General features: G+C 63.4%; 16 protein-coding genes. 9 read left to right on the forward strand and 7 right to left on the reverse strand.

Annotated elements, in window-relative coordinates:
• Positions 1 to 146: 146 nt before the first annotated feature.
• Together ABR948_RS21785 and ABR948_RS21790 are read right to left on the reverse strand one after the other, a co-directional pair.
• The gene (locus ABR948_RS21785; protein ID WP_428121906.1) at positions 147 to 1,082 is read right to left on the reverse strand and encodes a DMT family transporter; all 936 of its coding nucleotides are present in this window, start codon (positions 1,080 to 1,082) and stop codon (positions 147 to 149) included.
• A 179-nt stretch (positions 1,083 to 1,261) separates the two neighbouring features.
• Complete coding sequence (locus ABR948_RS21790; RefSeq protein ID WP_428121909.1) at positions 1,262 to 2,197, reverse strand: DMT family transporter; 936 nt, start codon at positions 2,195 to 2,197, stop codon at positions 1,262 to 1,264.
• A 584-nt stretch (positions 2,198 to 2,781) separates the two neighbouring features.
• Between ABR948_RS21790 and ABR948_RS21795 the strand changes: the two genes are divergently transcribed.
• From ABR948_RS21795 to ABR948_RS21810, 4 genes are all read left to right on the forward strand, one after another.
• Positions 2,782 to 4,074: an adenylosuccinate synthase gene (locus ABR948_RS21795; protein WP_428121911.1), complete on the forward strand. Its 1,293-nt coding sequence runs from the start codon at positions 2,782 to 2,784 to the stop codon at positions 4,072 to 4,074.
• 37 nt (positions 4,075 to 4,111) lie between these two features.
• Complete coding sequence (locus ABR948_RS21800) at positions 4,112 to 5,716, forward strand: hypothetical protein (protein ID WP_428121913.1); 1,605 nt, start codon at positions 4,112 to 4,114, stop codon at positions 5,714 to 5,716.
• A 146-nt stretch (positions 5,717 to 5,862) separates the two neighbouring features.
• The gene (locus ABR948_RS21805; RefSeq protein WP_428121916.1) at positions 5,863 to 6,279 is read left to right on the forward strand and encodes a DUF5413 family protein; all 417 of its coding nucleotides are present in this window, start codon (positions 5,863 to 5,865) and stop codon (positions 6,277 to 6,279) included.
• Between the two features lie 46 nt (positions 6,280 to 6,325).
• Positions 6,326 to 6,859: a DUF4112 domain-containing protein gene (locus ABR948_RS21810; protein ID WP_428121918.1), complete on the forward strand. Its 534-nt coding sequence runs from the start codon at positions 6,326 to 6,328 to the stop codon at positions 6,857 to 6,859.
• Positions 6,860 to 6,944: 85 nt separating this feature from the next.
• Here the strand turns inward: ABR948_RS21810 and ABR948_RS21815 are convergent, their stop codons facing one another.
• The 4 genes from ABR948_RS21815 to msrA form a co-directional block, all read right to left on the reverse strand.
• Positions 6,945 to 7,241: a hypothetical protein gene (locus tag ABR948_RS21815; protein WP_428121921.1), complete on the reverse strand. Its 297-nt coding sequence runs from the start codon at positions 7,239 to 7,241 to the stop codon at positions 6,945 to 6,947.
• A 218-nt stretch (positions 7,242 to 7,459) separates the two neighbouring features.
• Complete coding sequence (locus ABR948_RS21820) at positions 7,460 to 7,624, reverse strand: DUF3309 family protein (RefSeq protein ID WP_428121922.1); 165 nt, start codon at positions 7,622 to 7,624, stop codon at positions 7,460 to 7,462.
• Between the two features lie 113 nt (positions 7,625 to 7,737).
• Positions 7,738 to 8,151 carry a peptide-methionine (R)-S-oxide reductase MsrB gene (gene msrB / locus ABR948_RS21825; RefSeq protein ID WP_428121924.1) on the reverse strand — a complete coding sequence of 138 codons (414 nt, stop codon included), beginning with the start codon at positions 8,149 to 8,151 and terminating at the stop codon, positions 7,738 to 7,740.
• 24 nt (positions 8,152 to 8,175) lie between these two features.
• Positions 8,176 to 8,892, reverse strand: coding sequence for a peptide-methionine (S)-S-oxide reductase MsrA (msrA, locus tag ABR948_RS21830; protein WP_428121926.1), 717 nt, complete (start codon positions 8,890 to 8,892; stop codon positions 8,176 to 8,178).
• A gap of 291 nt (positions 8,893 to 9,183) precedes the next feature.
• Between msrA and ABR948_RS21835 the strand changes: the two genes are divergently transcribed.
• Complete coding sequence (locus tag ABR948_RS21835) at positions 9,184 to 10,941, forward strand: caspase family protein (protein ID WP_428121929.1); 1,758 nt, start codon at positions 9,184 to 9,186, stop codon at positions 10,939 to 10,941.
• A 163-nt stretch (positions 10,942 to 11,104) separates the two neighbouring features.
• Here ABR948_RS21835 and ABR948_RS21840 read toward each other — a convergent pair whose 3' ends face one another.
• The gene (locus ABR948_RS21840; protein WP_428121931.1) at positions 11,105 to 12,214 is read right to left on the reverse strand and encodes an ATP-dependent DNA helicase; all 1,110 of its coding nucleotides are present in this window, start codon (positions 12,212 to 12,214) and stop codon (positions 11,105 to 11,107) included.
• A gap of 185 nt (positions 12,215 to 12,399) precedes the next feature.
• Here ABR948_RS21840 and ABR948_RS21845 point away from each other — a divergent pair, with 185 nt between their 5' ends.
• From ABR948_RS21845 to ABR948_RS21860, 4 genes are all read left to right on the forward strand, one after another.
• Positions 12,400 to 13,605 carry an LLM class flavin-dependent oxidoreductase gene (locus ABR948_RS21845; RefSeq protein WP_428121933.1) on the forward strand — a complete coding sequence of 402 codons (1,206 nt, stop codon included), beginning with the start codon at positions 12,400 to 12,402 and terminating at the stop codon, positions 13,603 to 13,605.
• A 119-nt stretch (positions 13,606 to 13,724) separates the two neighbouring features.
• Positions 13,725 to 15,023 (forward strand): LLM class flavin-dependent oxidoreductase, encoded by a 1,299-nt coding sequence (locus ABR948_RS21850; RefSeq protein WP_428121935.1) that lies wholly within the window; start codon positions 13,725 to 13,727, stop codon positions 15,021 to 15,023.
• Positions 15,024 to 15,381: 358 nt separating this feature from the next.
• Positions 15,382 to 16,152: an ABC transporter ATP-binding protein gene (locus tag ABR948_RS21855; RefSeq protein WP_428121937.1), complete on the forward strand. Its 771-nt coding sequence runs from the start codon at positions 15,382 to 15,384 to the stop codon at positions 16,150 to 16,152.
• A partial coding sequence (locus ABR948_RS21860; RefSeq protein WP_428121939.1) for an ABC transporter ATP-binding protein occupies positions 16,149 to 16,876 on the forward strand: 728 nt, incomplete at its 3' end. The genes ABR948_RS21855 and ABR948_RS21860, both read left to right, overlap by 4 nt.

Raw genomic sequence — 16,876 nt, forward strand, 5'->3', positions numbered from 1 at the left:
GCGGCAGCTGCCACCGGCCTCGCCGCTTCGGATGTGCTCGCCAACGCGCGCGAACTCGACAACCAGTCGGGCATGCTGCGTCACGCGGTTGACGAATTCCTGGCCAAGGTCCGCGCGGCGTAATGCGCTGATCCGGAGTCCATCATCTACACCGGAGCTGAGGCCTGTCGCGACGCGATCACGACGCCGGCCAGTACCAGCACGTAACCGACGAGATGAAACAGCCGCGGCTGCTCGCCGAGCAGCAGGATCGCCATGGCCGAGCCGAACACCGGTACCAGGTGAAAGAACGGCGCGGCCCGGTTCGGTCCGATCAGCGCGATGCCGCGATTGAAAAACAGATAGGCCAGCGTCGAGGGAAAGATCACGACATAGATCAGGGTGGCGAGCGTGATCGCATCGAACTTCAACGTGACGCCGGTCGAGTACTCCCAGATCGATAGTGGCAACAGCAGCAGCGCGCCACACCCGATGGTGAAGGCGATCAGCGACAGCTGATGCGTTACCGGCCGGCGCGGCATCAGGGCCGAATACAGTCCGAACGCCAGCACCGCGCCGGCGAACATGACGTCGCCCTTGTTGAACCGGATGCTGGCAAGCGCCGTGAGATCGCCGCCCAGGATGATGGTGAGAACGCCGGCGAGCGAAATGGCGATGCCGGCGAACTGGGCCCATGTCAGCCGCACGCCGAACAGCGTCAGCGACCACAGCGCCACGAACAGGGGTCCGGACGACTGGATCAACAGCGCGTTCAGCGCCTGGGTGTATTGCAGCGCCCAGTATGACAGCGCGTTGTTGATGGCGAATCCGGTCGCCGACAGCCCTATCATAAGCGGAAGCCGCGCCCGCAATGCCGGCCAGTCCTGCGCCAGATGCGGCCAGGCGAACGGCAGCAGCATGAAAAACGCACCGATCCATCTGATGCATGACAATGTCAGCGGCGGCACGTGGCCGGCGACGTAGCGGCCGAGTACGATATTGCCGGCCCAGAACAGCGCGGTCAGGCTCAGGAGCAGATAAGGCTGGTTGTTAAGCCATCTGACGGGGCCGATGGCCAGCGGCGGTGGGGCGGGAATCGTCATGGCTTCAGATGAAATTGTGCCGGATTCTCAAGCTGCGACAAGTCCCGCGCCCGCAATGCTACAATGTCCTGAGCTCATCGAGAGCGATCGCGGACAATGTCATCGTCGCGAGGTCTCCAGCCGTAAACTATCCGGCCAGACGATGCGGTCAGATTATCCAGCCAGATTATCCAACCAGATTATCCAGCCTTGGCCGGCCTGCGCGACGCCACGAAAACGCCGGTCAGCACCAGCGCAAAGCCGATGACGTGGAACAGTTGCGGGTGCTCGCCGAGAAAGACGATCGACATCACGGTTCCGAACACCGGCACCACATGAAAGAACGGCGCGGCGCGGTTGGCGCCGATCAGCTGCACGCTGCGATTGAAGCACAGATACGCCAGGGTCGAGGGAAAAACCGCGACGTAGAGCGTCGCCAGCAGGTTTGCCGCATTCAGCTCCATCACCGGGCGCGACATCAATTCCCAGATCAGGAGCGGGATCAGGCACACCGCACCGCAGCCGAAGGTGAAGACGGCAAACGACAGGCCGTGAATTGGCGGGCGTTTCAGGGTGAGCACCGAATACAGCCCGAAGATCACCAGCGCCACGGTGAAGATGATGTCGCCCTTGTTGAACATGATGCCGGTGAGCGCCGAGAGGTCGCCATGCAGCAGGATCACCAGCACGCCGATCAGCGACAACGCGATCCCGCCGGCCTGTATCAGCGTCAGCCGCACGCCGAGCAGGATCAGCGACCACACCGCGACGAACAGCGGCGTCGCCGACTGCAGCAGCAGCGTGTTCAGCGCCTGGGTGTGTTCGAGCGCCCAGTATTGCAGCGTGTTGAAGGCGGCAATCCCGGTGACGGAGAGGAAGATCATGATGCCGAGTCGGCCGCGGATCGTGCGCCAGTCGCGCTTGAGATGCTTCCAGGCGAACGGGAGAATGATGAGACAGGCGATCGACCAGCGCAGGAACGACAGCGTCACCGGCGGGATATGGCCGGCAGCGAGGCGGCCGACGATGGCGTTGCCGGCCCAGCACAGCGCGGCGACGCAAAGCAGCAGATAGGGCTGGTTGGCGACCCAGTTCCCCGGGGAGGTGGCGCTCGCGGTGGGATCGGAAGCAGACATTCACTGGGGCCGGTTGCGACTGGAAAGCATGACGCCGCGTCCCCCGCCCGGCAGGCACCGGGCCGGAATCTCGACCCGGCTTGCCTGACAGACACGGATTTTCTCCGCGCATCAATGGTGCCGGATGCATCGCGACCATGCGCGGAGCAGGTCGCGATCGGCGTCAGTCCGTGGACGTGTCGGCCATCTGACCGCGGCGATGAGGTCGGCCGTGGTGCCTTTGCCGAACCGCACGACCGTAGCGCGCGGGCTGGCGGTGACGGCCGGTCCTCCGCCTGCCGACATCCGTCAAACTGCGGGGATTGCGGACGCGGCCGCGGCGCTGCCTTGGCGCGGCCACATATTTTCGGGGGATATCAATGGGTTGGAGGGCCACCAAGGCGGTGCCGGACGCCCGTTCTTGCTTGCTTCGCTAGCCCGCATCCTTTATCCGATGGGATGCCTCGCATGCGAGCGGCCCCGGCCGTGTTTTGGCTGGGCGCATGATCCGGAAAAGCATGCCCTCGAAGGTGATCCGAGGGGGGACCGGCTTTCCGAACCGATCATGCTCGAACTGAGATAGTTGCAGAGGGAATACGCGCGAAATGGCCAACGTTGTCGTCGTCGGCGCCCAGTGGGGTGACGAGGGGAAGGGTAAGATCGTCGACTGGTTGTCGGAGCAGGCCGACATCGTCGTGCGCTTCCAGGGCGGCCACAATGCCGGCCATACGCTCGTCATCAACGGCGAGACCTACAAGCTGGCGCTGCTGCCGTCGGGCGTCTTGCGGCCCTCGAAGCTCGCGGTGATCGGCAACGGCGTGGTGTTCGATCCGCAGGCATTCCTCGATGAAGTGGCCAAACTGAAGGGGCAGGGCGTCGCCGTCAGCCCGGAAAATCTGCGTGTCGCCGAGAACGTCACGCTGATCCTGCCCTTGCATCGCGATCTCGATGCGATCCGCGAATCGTCCAACGCCATCACCGCGATCGGCACCACGCGGCGCGGCATCGGCCCGGCCTATGAAGACAAGGTCGGCCGCCGCGCGATCCGGCTGATGGACCTCGCCGATCTCGACACGCTGCCGCACAAGATCGACCGGCTGCTGGCGCATCACAACGCGCTGCGCCGCGGGCTCAATCTGGCAGAAATCGACGGCGCGGGAATCTTGCGCGAACTGACGGCGCTGGCGCCCCAGCTTCTGCCCTACGCCGAAACAGTGTGGCGGCTGCTCGATCAGAAGCGCCGCGAGGGCAAGCGGATCCTGTTCGAGGGGGCGCAGGGCGCGCTGCTTGACGTCGACCACGGCACTTACCCCTACGTCACCTCGTCCAACACGGTGGCGGCGCAGGCGGCGACCGGCACCGGCATGGGCCCGGGGGCGGTCGGTTATGTGCTCGGGATCTGCAAGGCCTATACGACAAGGGTCGGGCAGGGCCCGTTTCCGACCGAACTGAATGACGCGATCGGCGAGGAGATCGGCCGCCGCGGCAAGGAGTTCGGCGTCAACACCGGGCGCAAGCGGCGCTGCGGCTGGTTCGATGCGGTACTGGTGCGCCAGACCGTGCGGACCTGCGGCATCAATGGCCTGGCGCTGACCAAGCTCGATATTCTCGACGGCTTCGACAGCATCGAGGTCTGCACCGGCTACATGCTGGACGGCAAGGAAATCGACCATCTGCCGGCCGGCGAGGGCGCGCAGGCCCGGGTGGTGCCGGTCTATGAGACCATCGAGGGCTGGAAGGAGCCGACCGCCAATGCCCGTTCCTGGGCGGATTTGCCGGCGCAGGCGATAAAATATGTCCGCCGGGTCGAAGAACTGGTGGGCTGTCCGATCGCCTTGCTTTCCACCAGCCCGGAACGCGAGGATACTATTCTGGTCCAAAATCCGTTTGAGGCTTAACGAGATGTTACCGGAAAGCCCGCATTGTTGAGTAGAAATGGCTGACTACTACCCGCTGATTGCCCGTGCCATCGCCGGACTGGATCCCAGTGCTCCCGGCGAGAGCCGCCGTGCGCTTTATGAGCGGGCGCGCGCCGCGCTGATCGCGCAGCTGCGCAGCGTCGAGCCGCCTTTGAGCGAATCCGAAATGTCCGAGGCCGCCCAGCGCGCCCGGGATGCCACACGATCCTCCGGCGATGCATCGCGCAGCGGCGCCCGTGCCGGCGATGCGTTCCGTGCCAACACCCGTCCCAATGCGCGGCCCGCCGATCCGGCGCAACCGCCTGCGACGTCGCAGCCCTCGACCTCACAACCTTCGGCACCGCCACGTTCGCGACCGCCTTCACCGCCGCAACAGCGCAACGATCGGCCGCCGCTCGGACAGGAAGACCGGCAAGATCGGCAGGACAGACAAGACCCGCGCCCGCAGCGCAACCTTCGCGACGGGCCGCCGCCCTTGCCGCCGCAAGTCTCGATGCAGGATCCGCAGCTGCCGCCGACCCGCGAACGGATGGGTGCGCCGCGCCGGGGCCCCGACAACAGCGCGCCGCAGGCGGTGCGTGGCTTCCGCGACATCGCCGCCGATGCCGACGATCTCGGCCGTGCCGCGGCGCAGGCCAGCCGCTCTGCACGAAAGACCTATGCCAACGTGCCGTCGCCCTCGCCGGAATTCGACCGGCTCGAGCCGAGCATGGAGAACCGCGGCGCCGATCCCGACGCGCCCTATTCGTATGACGAATCCATCGAGGAGGCCGAACGCTACGCGCCGCCGCAACAGCCCGCGCCGCGTCCGCGTCTGGCGCAGGACCGCGGCCGCGAGCCGAAGAAGCGCGGCCGATCGGGCACGGTATTCCCGTTCAAGAGCGCGATCGCGATCGGCATCGTCCTGATCCTGGTCGGTGCCGCGATCCTGTGGGGCAAGTCGGTGGTGACGACGGTGAGCGGCCTGTTCAAGCCGTCGACGACGGTGGTGGAAGCGCCCAAGGACGGCGGCACGCCGCTGTCGAAGCCGAAGATTCCCGATCGCGTCGGCCAGCCGTCGTCGAGCGACCAGGTCGCGCCGGTGGCGCAGCGCGTGGTGCTGTATGACGAGGACCCCGCCGACCCCAAGGGCAAGCAATATGTCGGCACGGTGATCTGGCGCACCGAACAGATCAAGGCCTCCGCCGGCCAGAAGGCCGATCTCGCCGTGCGCGCCGACATCGAGATCCCCGACCGCAAGTTCAAGATGACGATGTCGTTCCGCCGCAACACCGACACCTCGCTGCCGGCCAGCCACACCGCGGAACTGACCTTCATCCTGCCGCCGGATTTCGCCGGCGGCGGCGTCAGCAACGTGCCCGGCATCCTGATGAAATCCAACGAGCAGGCGCGCGGCACCCCGCTGGCCGGGCTCGCGGTCAAGGTCACCGACGGCTTCTTCCTGGTGGGCCTGTCGAATGTCGATGCCGACCGCTCGCGCAATCTTCAGCTGCTGAAGGAGCGCTCGTGGTTCGACGTGCCGCTGGTCTATGTCAACCAGCGCCGCGCCATCATCGCCATCGAAAAGGGCGCCCCCGGCGAGCGCGCCTTCAACGAGGCCTTCACGGCGTGGGGCGAGTAGGGCGACAATTCCTCAAGTTCGGTCGTGAAGCGCTGCACACAGTCGTCGCAGGGTCCGATTACCTTGTCGAACAGGATGTCGTCGCTGTAGGCTTATCAACTGTCTCACAATTCTCATGTCCGAGACCGGAACGTGCGAGGTGCAGCATGAAGCGGTACATCATTTTCGCAGTGCTCGGCCCGCTGCTCGGCGGGTTCTGGCTATTGCTGACGACCACCGTGATGTCGGGCTACTGGAGCCATCCCCCCAGCCTGTCGGAGACCGAGAAGCTGCTCGCGGTGGTCGCCCGGACGCTGCAGTACAGTTATCTGTTCGGTATCCTGCCCTCCCTGATGATCGGCGCGGTGGATGATATTCTCTTTCATGTCAAAAAAATCGGCTGGGCCGTGCGGGTGTTGATCGTCGGCGCGATCAGCTTTATCGCGGCGGAATTGCTCTACGGCTCGCGCGGACCGGACAGCGGCGTCACCCAGTTCATCCTTTATGGCCTGGTGGGCTTTATCCCCGGAACGGTCTCGTCGTGGCTGGCGCATGAGGCGATCGGTAAACCGGCGACGACGTGACGGCGGCGCGACGCAACTTGCGCCGGTCCCGGGCGCTCCCCATGTGATGGTCATGACAAACGAAGATGTTTTCCCCGGCAGGCCTGCGCGGTCCGGCGCCGCGTTTCGCGGCAAGCCGGCGCGTGGCCCGGTCATCGATCAGGACGGGCGCGAAGTTCCGGCGGAAACGCTGGGCGAGCAGTTCCAGCGATTCCGGTTCGATTTCGGCCATTCCAGCGCCAACCCGTTCGGCAATCTGACCCGCGAGCAGCGGCTGGCGCGGCTCGATATGCTGGCAACGCTGCTCGACGTCGCCTTCGTCCTGCCCGGTACCAAGATCCGCTATGGCATCGACGGCATCATCCGGCTGATCCCGGTGATCGGCGATCTCTTTGCCACCGCGTTCTCGCTGTGGCTGGTGCGCGAGGCGCGCGCGATCGGCGCGCCCTGGCATGTCACCGCGCGGATGCTTGGCAATGTCGCGCTCGATGGCGTGGTCGGATTGGTGCCGGTCGCGGGCGACGCCTTCGACGTGCTGTTCCGCGCCAATATCCGCAACGTGCGGATGCTGCGGCGCTGGATCGACAGGCAGCCGCGCTAAATTGAAATCTTGAATAAGGCGGGTTTATCGTTCGGCACAACCCTCTCCTGAGGGAGAGGGCGCACGTTCGTTCAGCGATGCAGAATTACGCCGCGTCGGCGTCGGCGTCGTTGCTGGCAGGCGCGGGCTCCGGCTCGCGGGGACGGCGCGGCAGCGGAAAGTCCTGGCTCTCATACAGCGTGCGGATGCCGCTCTGATCGAAGCGGGCCTCGTCGACCTGCAGATAGGCGCCGTTCAGCGAATCCGCCGGCAATTGCTCGATCGCGAACTGCACCGCGGCGGCCGCGGTGTCGAAACGGCGATACGCGAAGCCCGCTCGCTTCTTCTTGCGGATCGCGGCGGGGAAAAGTTCGGCGGCAGTGTTGTAGCTGAAGGAAGCCATGGTCAGTGACCCTTATTTTTTAGTGAGAACGCGAATGAAATCGCGAACGGATCGTACGGGCGCAACTCAAGCGATGGCGCCGGCACACGTCATTTCAGGACAGCCCCCAATATAAGCTCGTTTGACAGAAATGCGACTCCTGCCGGGCCTGATGATGAATCCGGGCGTCCAAGCCCCAGATCCAGAATAAATCCTGGTATTTCAATAGCTTGCGTGGTTTATAGCTTGCCAAGCAGCAACAGGATGAGCAGTACGATCAGAATGACGCCGCCCAGGCCCATCCCGGAATGGCCCATCCCGTAGCCATAACCCCCAAATCGGCCGCTGAAGCCGCCGAGCAGGAAAATGATCAGGATGATGATCAGTATCATTCCAAGCGACATGGCACTCTCCCCAACGGGCGGCCGGCGCACGAAAATCCGCCGCCCCGTCAGGAACAAAGCATATCCCGCCACTTGGTTCCAGCACCGGAACCGGGTGACGCAAATGAGCGCGGCTATTTCGGTTGCAGCTTGAGTGCCGCCGAGTTGATGCAGTAGCGCAGTCCGGTCGGGCCGGGGCCATCGTCGAACACATGGCCGAGGTGGCCGTTGCAGCTCGAGCACAGCACTTCGGTCCGCATCATGCCGTGGGTGATGTCGCGTTCCTCATCGACATGGCTCTCCACCGCGGGCGCGGTAAAGCTCGGCCAGCCGCAGCCGGAATCGAATTTGGCGTCGGATTCGAACAGCGTCTGCCCGCAGCCGGCACAGGTATAGGTGCCGGCCCGATGCTCATGCTCGTATTCGCCGGAGAACGGCCGCTCGGTCGCCTTTTCGCGCAGCACCGCATACTGCATCGGCGTCAGTTCCTTGCGCCACTCGGCTTCGCTCTTCTCGACCTTGCCGGGCATCGTCTTGGTGTTGGACATCGAACCTCCTCTAAATCCTTATCGTCAGTTGGTGAGCCTTGCGCTGACCAGCGTCGGCTTCTCGATATAGTCTTCGGCGAAAATCTTCTTCAGGTTCTCGACCTTCGGAATGTCATTATAGGCAATATAGGGCTGGTTCGGGTGCAGTGTCAGGTAGTCCTGATGATAGGCCTCCGCCGGAAAAAACCCTTCCAGCGGCCCGACCTTGGTCACGATCGGCTTCTTGTAGACCTTCGCGGCGTTGAGCTGCGCGATATAGGCTTCCGTCACCTTCTTCTGCTCGTCATTGGTGGTGAAGATCGCGGAGCGGTATTGCGTACCTGAGTCCGGACCCTGGCGGTTCAGCTGCGTCGGATCGTGCGCCACCGAAAAGAAGATCTGCAGGATCTTGCCGTAGCTGATTTTCTTCGGGTCGTATTTGACCTCGACGGATTCCGCGTGGCCGGTGGTGCCGGTCGAGACGGTGCTGTAGTCGGCGGTGGTCTTGCTGCCGCCGGCATAACCGGACACCGCGTTGACGACGCCGGCGGTGTGCTGGAACACGCCCTGCACGCCCCAGAAGCAACCGCCCGCGACGACGACGGTCTGGATGCCATCGGCGGCCTTCACATCCGCCGCCGGCGCGGGAATGACCACGGCGTCTTCCGCGGCCAGCGAGGGCGCGACCACGAAGGCTGATATCGCCAGCGCCCCGATGGCGGCAGCGTAAAGCGAAAAACGGCTGAATTGGCTACGGGACATGGGGCTTCCTCTTCGGGGTGACGGGTTGAGGGCAGTTTAGAGCGGGAGCGGCGGTTCGCAATCGCGGCCGGCCTGCCCAATGCCTCAAGATACGCGGCAAAGCGGGTGTTGTTACCGCCAAAGGGACACGAGTTCGTGAAATAAATCCGCGCGTTTGCAGGCTGTTACGGCCGGAAAGGCGGTCAGCCGCAGGGTCGCGCGACCGGTCGGCGAAATCGTAAAAATGGAGCTCTGATGAACCACGGCCGCGATGGACCGACAAATGATGCATTCGCCGGGAGCATTTCGGGAATGTTGCGCGCCTTTTTTGTGTCCGCGGTCGTACTGGGGATATCGGGCCCTGTGCTGGCCGATGACGTCGAGATCTGCCGCGACCGGCAAGCCGATGACAAGGCGGCGCGCCTGGAAGCGTGCGAAAAGGTCATTGCGGCGGGGCAGGCGTCCGCCAGAGACCCCTCCAGTAGGGACGCCTCCGGTAAGGACGCCTCCAGCAAGGACGGGTCAAAGGACGGATCAGGCAAAGACATATCCAACAGGGATATGGCCATCGCCTATTCGGTCAGGGGTCAGGCGTTTCGGATCAAACGCAATTACGACAAGGCGATCGCCGCTTTCGATGCGGCCCGTGCCGCCGATCCGGACGATCCCGGGATTCTCAATGCCCGCGGCTTTGTCTATGAGGCCAAGGGCGACGACGACCACGCGATGGCGGATTACAACCTCGCACTGCAGATGCGTTGGAACTTCGCCGGCGCGGTCTACAATCGCGGCACGCTGTATCTGCGCAAGGGAGCGCTGCAAAGCGCGCTCGACGATTTCAACACCGCGGTGAAACTCAATCCGAAATTCTATCGCGCCTATACCGACCGCGGGCGGGTATTGACGATCAACAGGGATTTTGAGGGGGCGCTGGCGGATTTCGCCGAAGCCGAACGGATCGATCAATCGGCCACGCAGGCCCCCCTCAATCGCTGTCTGGCCTATACCGCGATGGGAAAATTCGACCAGGCCATCGCCGACTGCAACAGCGTGGTTGAAAAACTGCCCAAGTTCCAGTTCGCCGTGGTGAGCCGGGCCGATGCTTACCTGGCCAAGGGCGACCTCAATGCCGCGCTCAAGGATTTCAATTTCGTGCTGGGGCTCAATCCCAACAATGTGCGCGCCCATGCGGGCCGCGGCGAATTATCCGAGAAGAAGCACGATCTGGTCCAGGCCCGCGCCGACTATCGGTCCGCCGCCTTTGCGCTGACGCCTTACGACAATTTCGAAACCGGGTTGGCGCGTCAGATCGCGCGGGAGCGGCTGGCCGCGCTGACGCCGCAAGCGCCCACTGTGCCGGACAAGGCTCGCCGCGTCGCGCTGATCGTCGGCAATGGCGCCTATCAGAACGTGCATGAGCTCGGCAACCCGCCGCGCGATGCCAAACTCATTGCCGATGCGCTGCGCGACGTCGGCTTTCAGACCGTGACCCTGGGCAATGATCTCACCCGCGACAAGTTTTTTGGGGCGCTTCGTGCCTTCGCCACTGAGGCGGAAAAGGCCGACTGGGCGGTGGTATATTATGCCGGCCATGGGCTGGAAGTCGGCGGCATCAATTACCTGGTGCCGGTCGATGCCAAACTGGCCACGGACAAGGACGCCGAAACCGAGGCGGTGGCGCTGGAACAGGTGATCGCCGCGGTCGGCGGCGCGCGCAAGCTGCGGCTGGTGATGCTGGACGCCTGCCGCGACAACCCGTTCGCGCCGACCATGAAGCGGACCATGGAATTGAAGCTGGTCGACAAGGGGTTTTCGAACATCGAACCCGCGGCCGGGTTCATGGTGGTGTACGCCGCCAAACATGGCGAGACGGCGCTCGATGGCGACGGCGTCGACAGTCCATTCGCGGTCGCGGTGGCGCGCGATATCAAGCAGCCGCATGTCGAAGTGCGCAAGCTGTTCGACCTCGTTCGCGACGACGTCTGGAGCGCCTCCAAACATCAGCAGCAACCGTTCACCTACGGCTCGCCGCCCGGACGGGAAGATTTTTACTTCGTGGCGGGGAAGTAGGGCATCCACGTCATTGCCAGCGACAAACGCAAAGCGTTTGCGCAAGGGAGCGCAAGCGACGAAGCAATCCAGCAGTCATTCCGGGGCGATGCGAAAGCATCGAACCCGGAATCTCGAGATTCCGGGTCTGGTCCTTCGGACCATCCCGGAATGACGGTGGCCTCTACACCACCACGCTCAGCCGCTTGGCCGCGCGGGTGATGCCGGTGTAGAGCCAGCGTGCGCGGCTCTCCTGAAAGGCAAAACTCTCGTCGAACAGCACCACGTCGTCCCATTGCGAGCCCTGCGATTTGTGCACCGTCAGCACGTAACCGTAGTCGAACTCGTCATAGGGCTTGCGCTGTTCCCACGGGATGGTCTCGATCGCGCCGCCGAAGCAGTCGCCGCGGACCGAGACTTTGGTCACCTTGTGGCCGAAATCCTCGTCCGGCGACAGCCGCATGGTGATGATCTTCGATTTCGACTGCGCGCGCGACTTCACGCGCCATAATCCGCCGTTGAACAGGCCCTTCTTGCGGTTGTTGCGCAGGCAGACCAGCTTGTCGCCCGCCACCGGCAACGGATCCTCGATATTCTGCTTTTGCCGCACCCGCATGTTGTACGAGCGGCGTGTATTATTGCGTCCGACCAGCACCTGGTCGGCGCTCATCACCCGGTCGGGATCGAGCTCGGCGCGGGAGACCACTTCGCTCTCGCCGTAACGGCCAATGTCGAGGTCGCGGCCCTCGCGCACATCCATCGACATCCGCACGATCGGGTCGTCCTGCGCCTGGCGATGCACTTCGGTCAGCATCGCGTCGGGCTCGCAATCCGTAAAGAAGCCGCCGCCCTGGATCGGCGGCAGTTGCGCGGGATCGCCCAGCACCAGCAGCGGACAGTCGAACGACATCAGGTCGCGGCCCAATTCAGCGTCGACCATCGAGCATTCGTCGATCACGATCAATTTGGCCTTTGAGGCCGGCGCGTCGTCCCACAATTCGAAACTCGGCTGCTCGACGCCGGATTCGCGCGCGCGGTAGATCAGCGAATGAATGGTCGAGGCGTTGTCGCAGCCCTTGTTGCGCATCACCAAGGCGGCCTTGCCGGTGAAGGCGGCGAACTTCACCTCGCCATTGACGCCGTCGGCAATGTGCCGCGCCAGCGTGGTCTTGCCGGTGCCGGCATAGCCGAACAGCCGGAATACCGGAGGCGTGCCGTTTTTGCCCGGTTTCGCCTTCAGCCAGTCGGCGACGGCCTTCAGCGCGGAGTCCTGATGCGGCGTAAAGGTTGTCATGAAATGGGCTTGGGGTCTCGGTGGGGAAGGGTCGTGCACGAAGCCACGACTCATCAACCGCAAAACTAACCATTCATGCGTTCAGCGCAAGCGGCTTCCGCCACGCGGAATTGGTGAGATGCTGGACTCGGCTTTTCCCGGGTCTACACTGCGCCGAACAACAAGCCGATCCGGGGAGAAACGTCATGAAATTCGGCATCTTCTATGAGCTGCAATTGCCGCGCCCGTGGGAGGCGGGCGACGAGCTTCGGCTGTACCAGGACGCGCTGACACAACTCGAAACCGCCGACCGGCTCGGCTACGATCATGCCTGGGTGGTGGAGCATCATTTTCTGGAAGAATATTCGCACTCGCCGTCGCCGGAATCCTTCCTCGCCGCCGCCAGCCAGCGTACCAAAAATATCCGGCTCGGCCACGGCATCTTCCAGCTCACCACCAATCATCCCGCGCGCGTCGCCGAGCGGGTCGCGGTGCTCGATCTCCTTAGCAATGGCCGCTGCGAATTCGGCATGGGCGAGAGCGCCTCGATCACCGAACTGACGCCGTTCGGCCGCGACATGGAGACCAAGAAGGAAGTGTTCGAGGAAGCGGTGCGCGCGATTTTCCCGATGTTCGCCGAGGGCGGCAGTGAACATCACGGCAAATATTTCGACATTCCCTTGCGCAACGTGGTGCCCAAACCGGTCCAGAAGCCGCATCCGCCATTGTGGATGGCGTGTTCGCAGCTTCCGACCATCGAGCGTGCCGGCCAGAACGGCTTCGGCGCGCTCGGCTTTCAGTTTGTCAGCGCCGACGCGGCGCATGCCTGGGTCCATGCCTATTACAATGCCATCACCAAGCGGCTGAAGAAGCTCGCCGATTACCAGATCAATCCGAACATGGCGCTGGTGTCGTTCTTCATGTGCGCGAAGACCGACGAAGAGGCCCGCGCGCGGGCGGACGGCGCCACGTTTTTCCAGTTCGCGCTGCGCTTTTACGGCGCGTCGCAGAACCGCCAGCGTCCGGCGCCCGGCACCGTCAACATGTGGGACGAGTACAACAAATGGAAGCGCGAGAATCCGGAGGCCCAGGAGGCGGCACTGCGCGGCGGCCTGATCGGCTCGCCCGAAACCATCGCCAAAAAGCTGCGGCGGTTTCGAAGCTCGCATATCGATCAGGTGATCCTGCTCAACCAGGCCGGCAAGAACAGCCACGAGCATATCTGCGACTCCCTGGAATTGTTCGCCAAAGAGGTAATGCCGGAATTCCGCACCGATCCCGAGCACGACGCCTGGAAGGCTGGCGTGATGAGCGGCGCGATCGAGCTCGAGGAGATCGACACCGAAGCGTTCAGCGATCGCTACGGCAAATTGGCCATGAATGTCGCGCCGGCGGTCGCGGCGGCGGGGTAGCCTTTCCGCCGGACGGATGGGGCCTGGCAAAGCGATTCAAGGTCGTCGATCAGGGATCTCTGGTATAAGAAGGGACAAAACCATTCCTGACGGAGTTTGTCGCGTTGTCCCGACGTCACATGAATCTAGCTGGATTTCTCATCGCGGGGCCGGTCGCACATAGCCATGCGCTGTGGCGAAACCCTGCCCACGAGGTGCCGTTCCTGACCGCCGACTATTACGTCGAAGTGGCGCGTACCCTCGAGCGCGGAAAATTCGATCTGATCTTCTTCGCCGACAGGCTCGCGATTGCCGATCGCTTCGGCGACGACAAGGAGGTCGGAATCCGGCACGGCGACCAGGATTCGACCCGCATGGATCCCGTTCCCATCCTCGGGGCGCTCGCGGCGACGACGCGGCATATCGGGCTCGGTGCGACGCGTTCCACCACCTATGACCAGCCGTATCATCTGGCGCGGGAATTCGGCACCGTCGATCATCTGTCGAACGGGCGCGCTGCCTGGAATGTCGTGACGTCGATGAACGACGGCGAAGCGCTCAATTTCGGGCTGGAGAGCCATCTCAGCCATGACCAGCGCTACGATCGCGCCGAGGAGTTCATGGAGCTGATCTTCAAGCTCTGGGATAGCTGGGAGCCCGGCGCGCTTACACTTGATCGCGCCAACGGCATCTACGCCGACCCGGCGAAAGTGCACTACGTCAAGCACGAGGGGACGTATTTCAAGTCGCGCGGGCCGCTCAATATTCCCCGTGGTCCGCAGGGGCGTCCGGTGATCATTCAGGCTGGCGCCTCCGATCGCGGCAGGGCCTTTGCGGTGAAATGGGCGGAGATCATTTTCAATATCTCGCCGACGCGCGAGCACATGAAAAGCTCTACCGAAGCAATTCATGAGGAAGTGCGGCGGCTGAACCGGCTGGAGGGAAGCTGCAAGTCGCTGACCGCCATCATGCCTTTTGTCGGCCGCACCCGCGAGGAGGCGCTGGAGAAAAGAGACATGGCCAACGCGCTGGTCGACCCGATGGTGGGGCTATCGACGCTGTCGGCGCACGCCAATGTCGATTTGAGCACGCTCGACCTCGATGCGCCGGTCGAGCAATTGCGCAGCACCGGCACCCAAAGCCTGATCGCGATGGCGTCGCGGATCGCCCGGGACAATTCGCTCAGCCTGCGCGAGATCGGCCGGAAATACGGCGAGTGCGTGCTGGTGCCGCAGCTTTGCGGCACGCCAAAACAGGTCGCCGACGAGCTTGCGGATATTTTCAGCTCCGGTGATGCGGATGGCTTTGTGGTGTCTCCGGCATTCCTGCCGGACTCATTTGCCGAATTTGTGGACGGTGTGGTGCCCGAACTGCAGCGTCTCGGCGTGTTCCGCGAGGACTATACCGCCTCAACGCTGCGCGGACACCTTCAGTCCTGATGTGACGGCGCCGATAGCGGCGGTGTGGAGCTGTACGAAACGCCATATCTCGAACGCATAAGATTTAAGCAGGTTTGATCTGCGGTATGCCCGGTCCGAAGGACAAATTTGTTATTTTTTTGAGCTTGCTCGGTATGTTGCAAAGCACACTAGTGTGTAGGCTTCAGTTCTGGCGGGCTTCGGCAGCGGTATCCTCCGCCCGGCGCGGCTTTCGCCTCATGAAGCATTATGAAGCATTCCAATGGGTTCCTCCGTCATCGCGGTTCAAGATTCTCTCGAGCTCAGAACCGTGTCCGATTTGCCTGTTCCACGCCCCTTCGCGCCATTGACGGGCGCGGTTGAGAGACCGAGGAGCGATGTGCCGCTGCTTCAGGTGCTGGGGTTGCAGAAAGCCTATGGCGGCCTGCAGGCCGTCGCGGGCGTCGATCTGGATTTGCCTGGCGTGCCCGGCGGGCAGATTACCGGCCTAATCGGTCCGAACGGCGCCGGAAAGACGACGCTTCTCAACATCATCTCGGGCGTCGAACGCGCTAGCGCCGGTCGCGTCTTATTGCAGGGCCATGATATCGGCGCGCTGCCGCAGCACCGTCTTGCCGCGCGAGGTCTGGTGCGAACCTTTCAGATTTCACGCGATCTCGGACAGCTCACGGTGCTGGAGAACCTGCTGCTGGCGCGCCCGCGGCAAACCGGCGAAAAGCTGCTGAAGCTTTTCGCGCATGGCAGGCTGGTCAGGCAGGAAGAAGAGGCGGCAATCGAGACCGCGCGTGCGGCCCTCCTGAAGGTCAATTTATGGCAGCTCGCCGATGCGCCGGCTGCAACCTTGTCCGGAGGGCAGAAAAAGCTGCTTGAGCTCAGCCGCGCGCTGATGCTCAAGCCCAGACTGGTGCTGCTCGACGAGCCGGCGGCGGGCGTCGCGCCTGCGATGGAAGAAATCCTGATCGACACCATTCGCGGATTGGCGGCGGAGGGCGTCGATTTTCTCATCATCGAACATGATCTCGACGTGGTCGCGGCGTTGTGCGAGCACGTCTACGTCATGGCGGCTGGCAAGATCCTGACGCAAGGGTCGTTTGCGCAGGTCACCGGCGACAGCCGTGTCGTCGAAGCCTATCTCGGGTTGAAGCCATGACGGTTTCGGCTGAAGCCCTCGAGATGCGCGACGTCTGCGCCGGCTACGGCGCTTCGGACATCCTTGCGTCCATTACGCTGCAGGCGGCGCGAGGGCGGATCACGACGATCGCGGGCCCCAACGGCGCCGGCAAATCGACCCTGATGAAGACGCTGGTCGGATTATTGCGGCCTCGATTGGGCCAGATTCTGACCGACGGCCGGGACATTACGCATTTATCGCCGCCGCAACGGGCGCTGGCTGGCCTCGGTTACGTTCCGCAGGAGCGCAATGTTTTCAAGAATCTGACGATCGGAGAAAATTTGCGGATCGGTTTCGAATTCATTCGCCGCAAGGTGGCGGACAAGGAATTCAACGCGGCGCGTGAGCGCGTGCTCGATCTCTTTCCCGATTTATCCGCCCGGCTGGGCGAAGCCGCGGGGACCCTGAGCGGCGGTCAGCGGCAGATGCTGGCGATGGGCTGCGCCTTGATTCCGGGGCCGACCACGCTGCTGCTCGACGAACCCTCGGCGGGGCTTTCACCGCGTTATGTGACGACGATGCTCGACGCCGTGGCGGCGGTGAACCGTGCCGGCGTTACCGTGATCATGATCGAACAAAATCTGATCGAGGCGATGCGAGTCTCCCACGATGTCATCCTGCTGGTGGCCGGCGGCATCAGGGGGAAATGGGACGCGAGCGTGTTTCTGTCGGACCCGGATGTGAGGTCGCTGTTCCTGGGCGG

This window comes from Bradyrhizobium sp. (genome assembly GCF_050014615.1).
GTDB lineage: Bacteria > Pseudomonadota > Alphaproteobacteria > Rhizobiales > Xanthobacteraceae > Bradyrhizobium.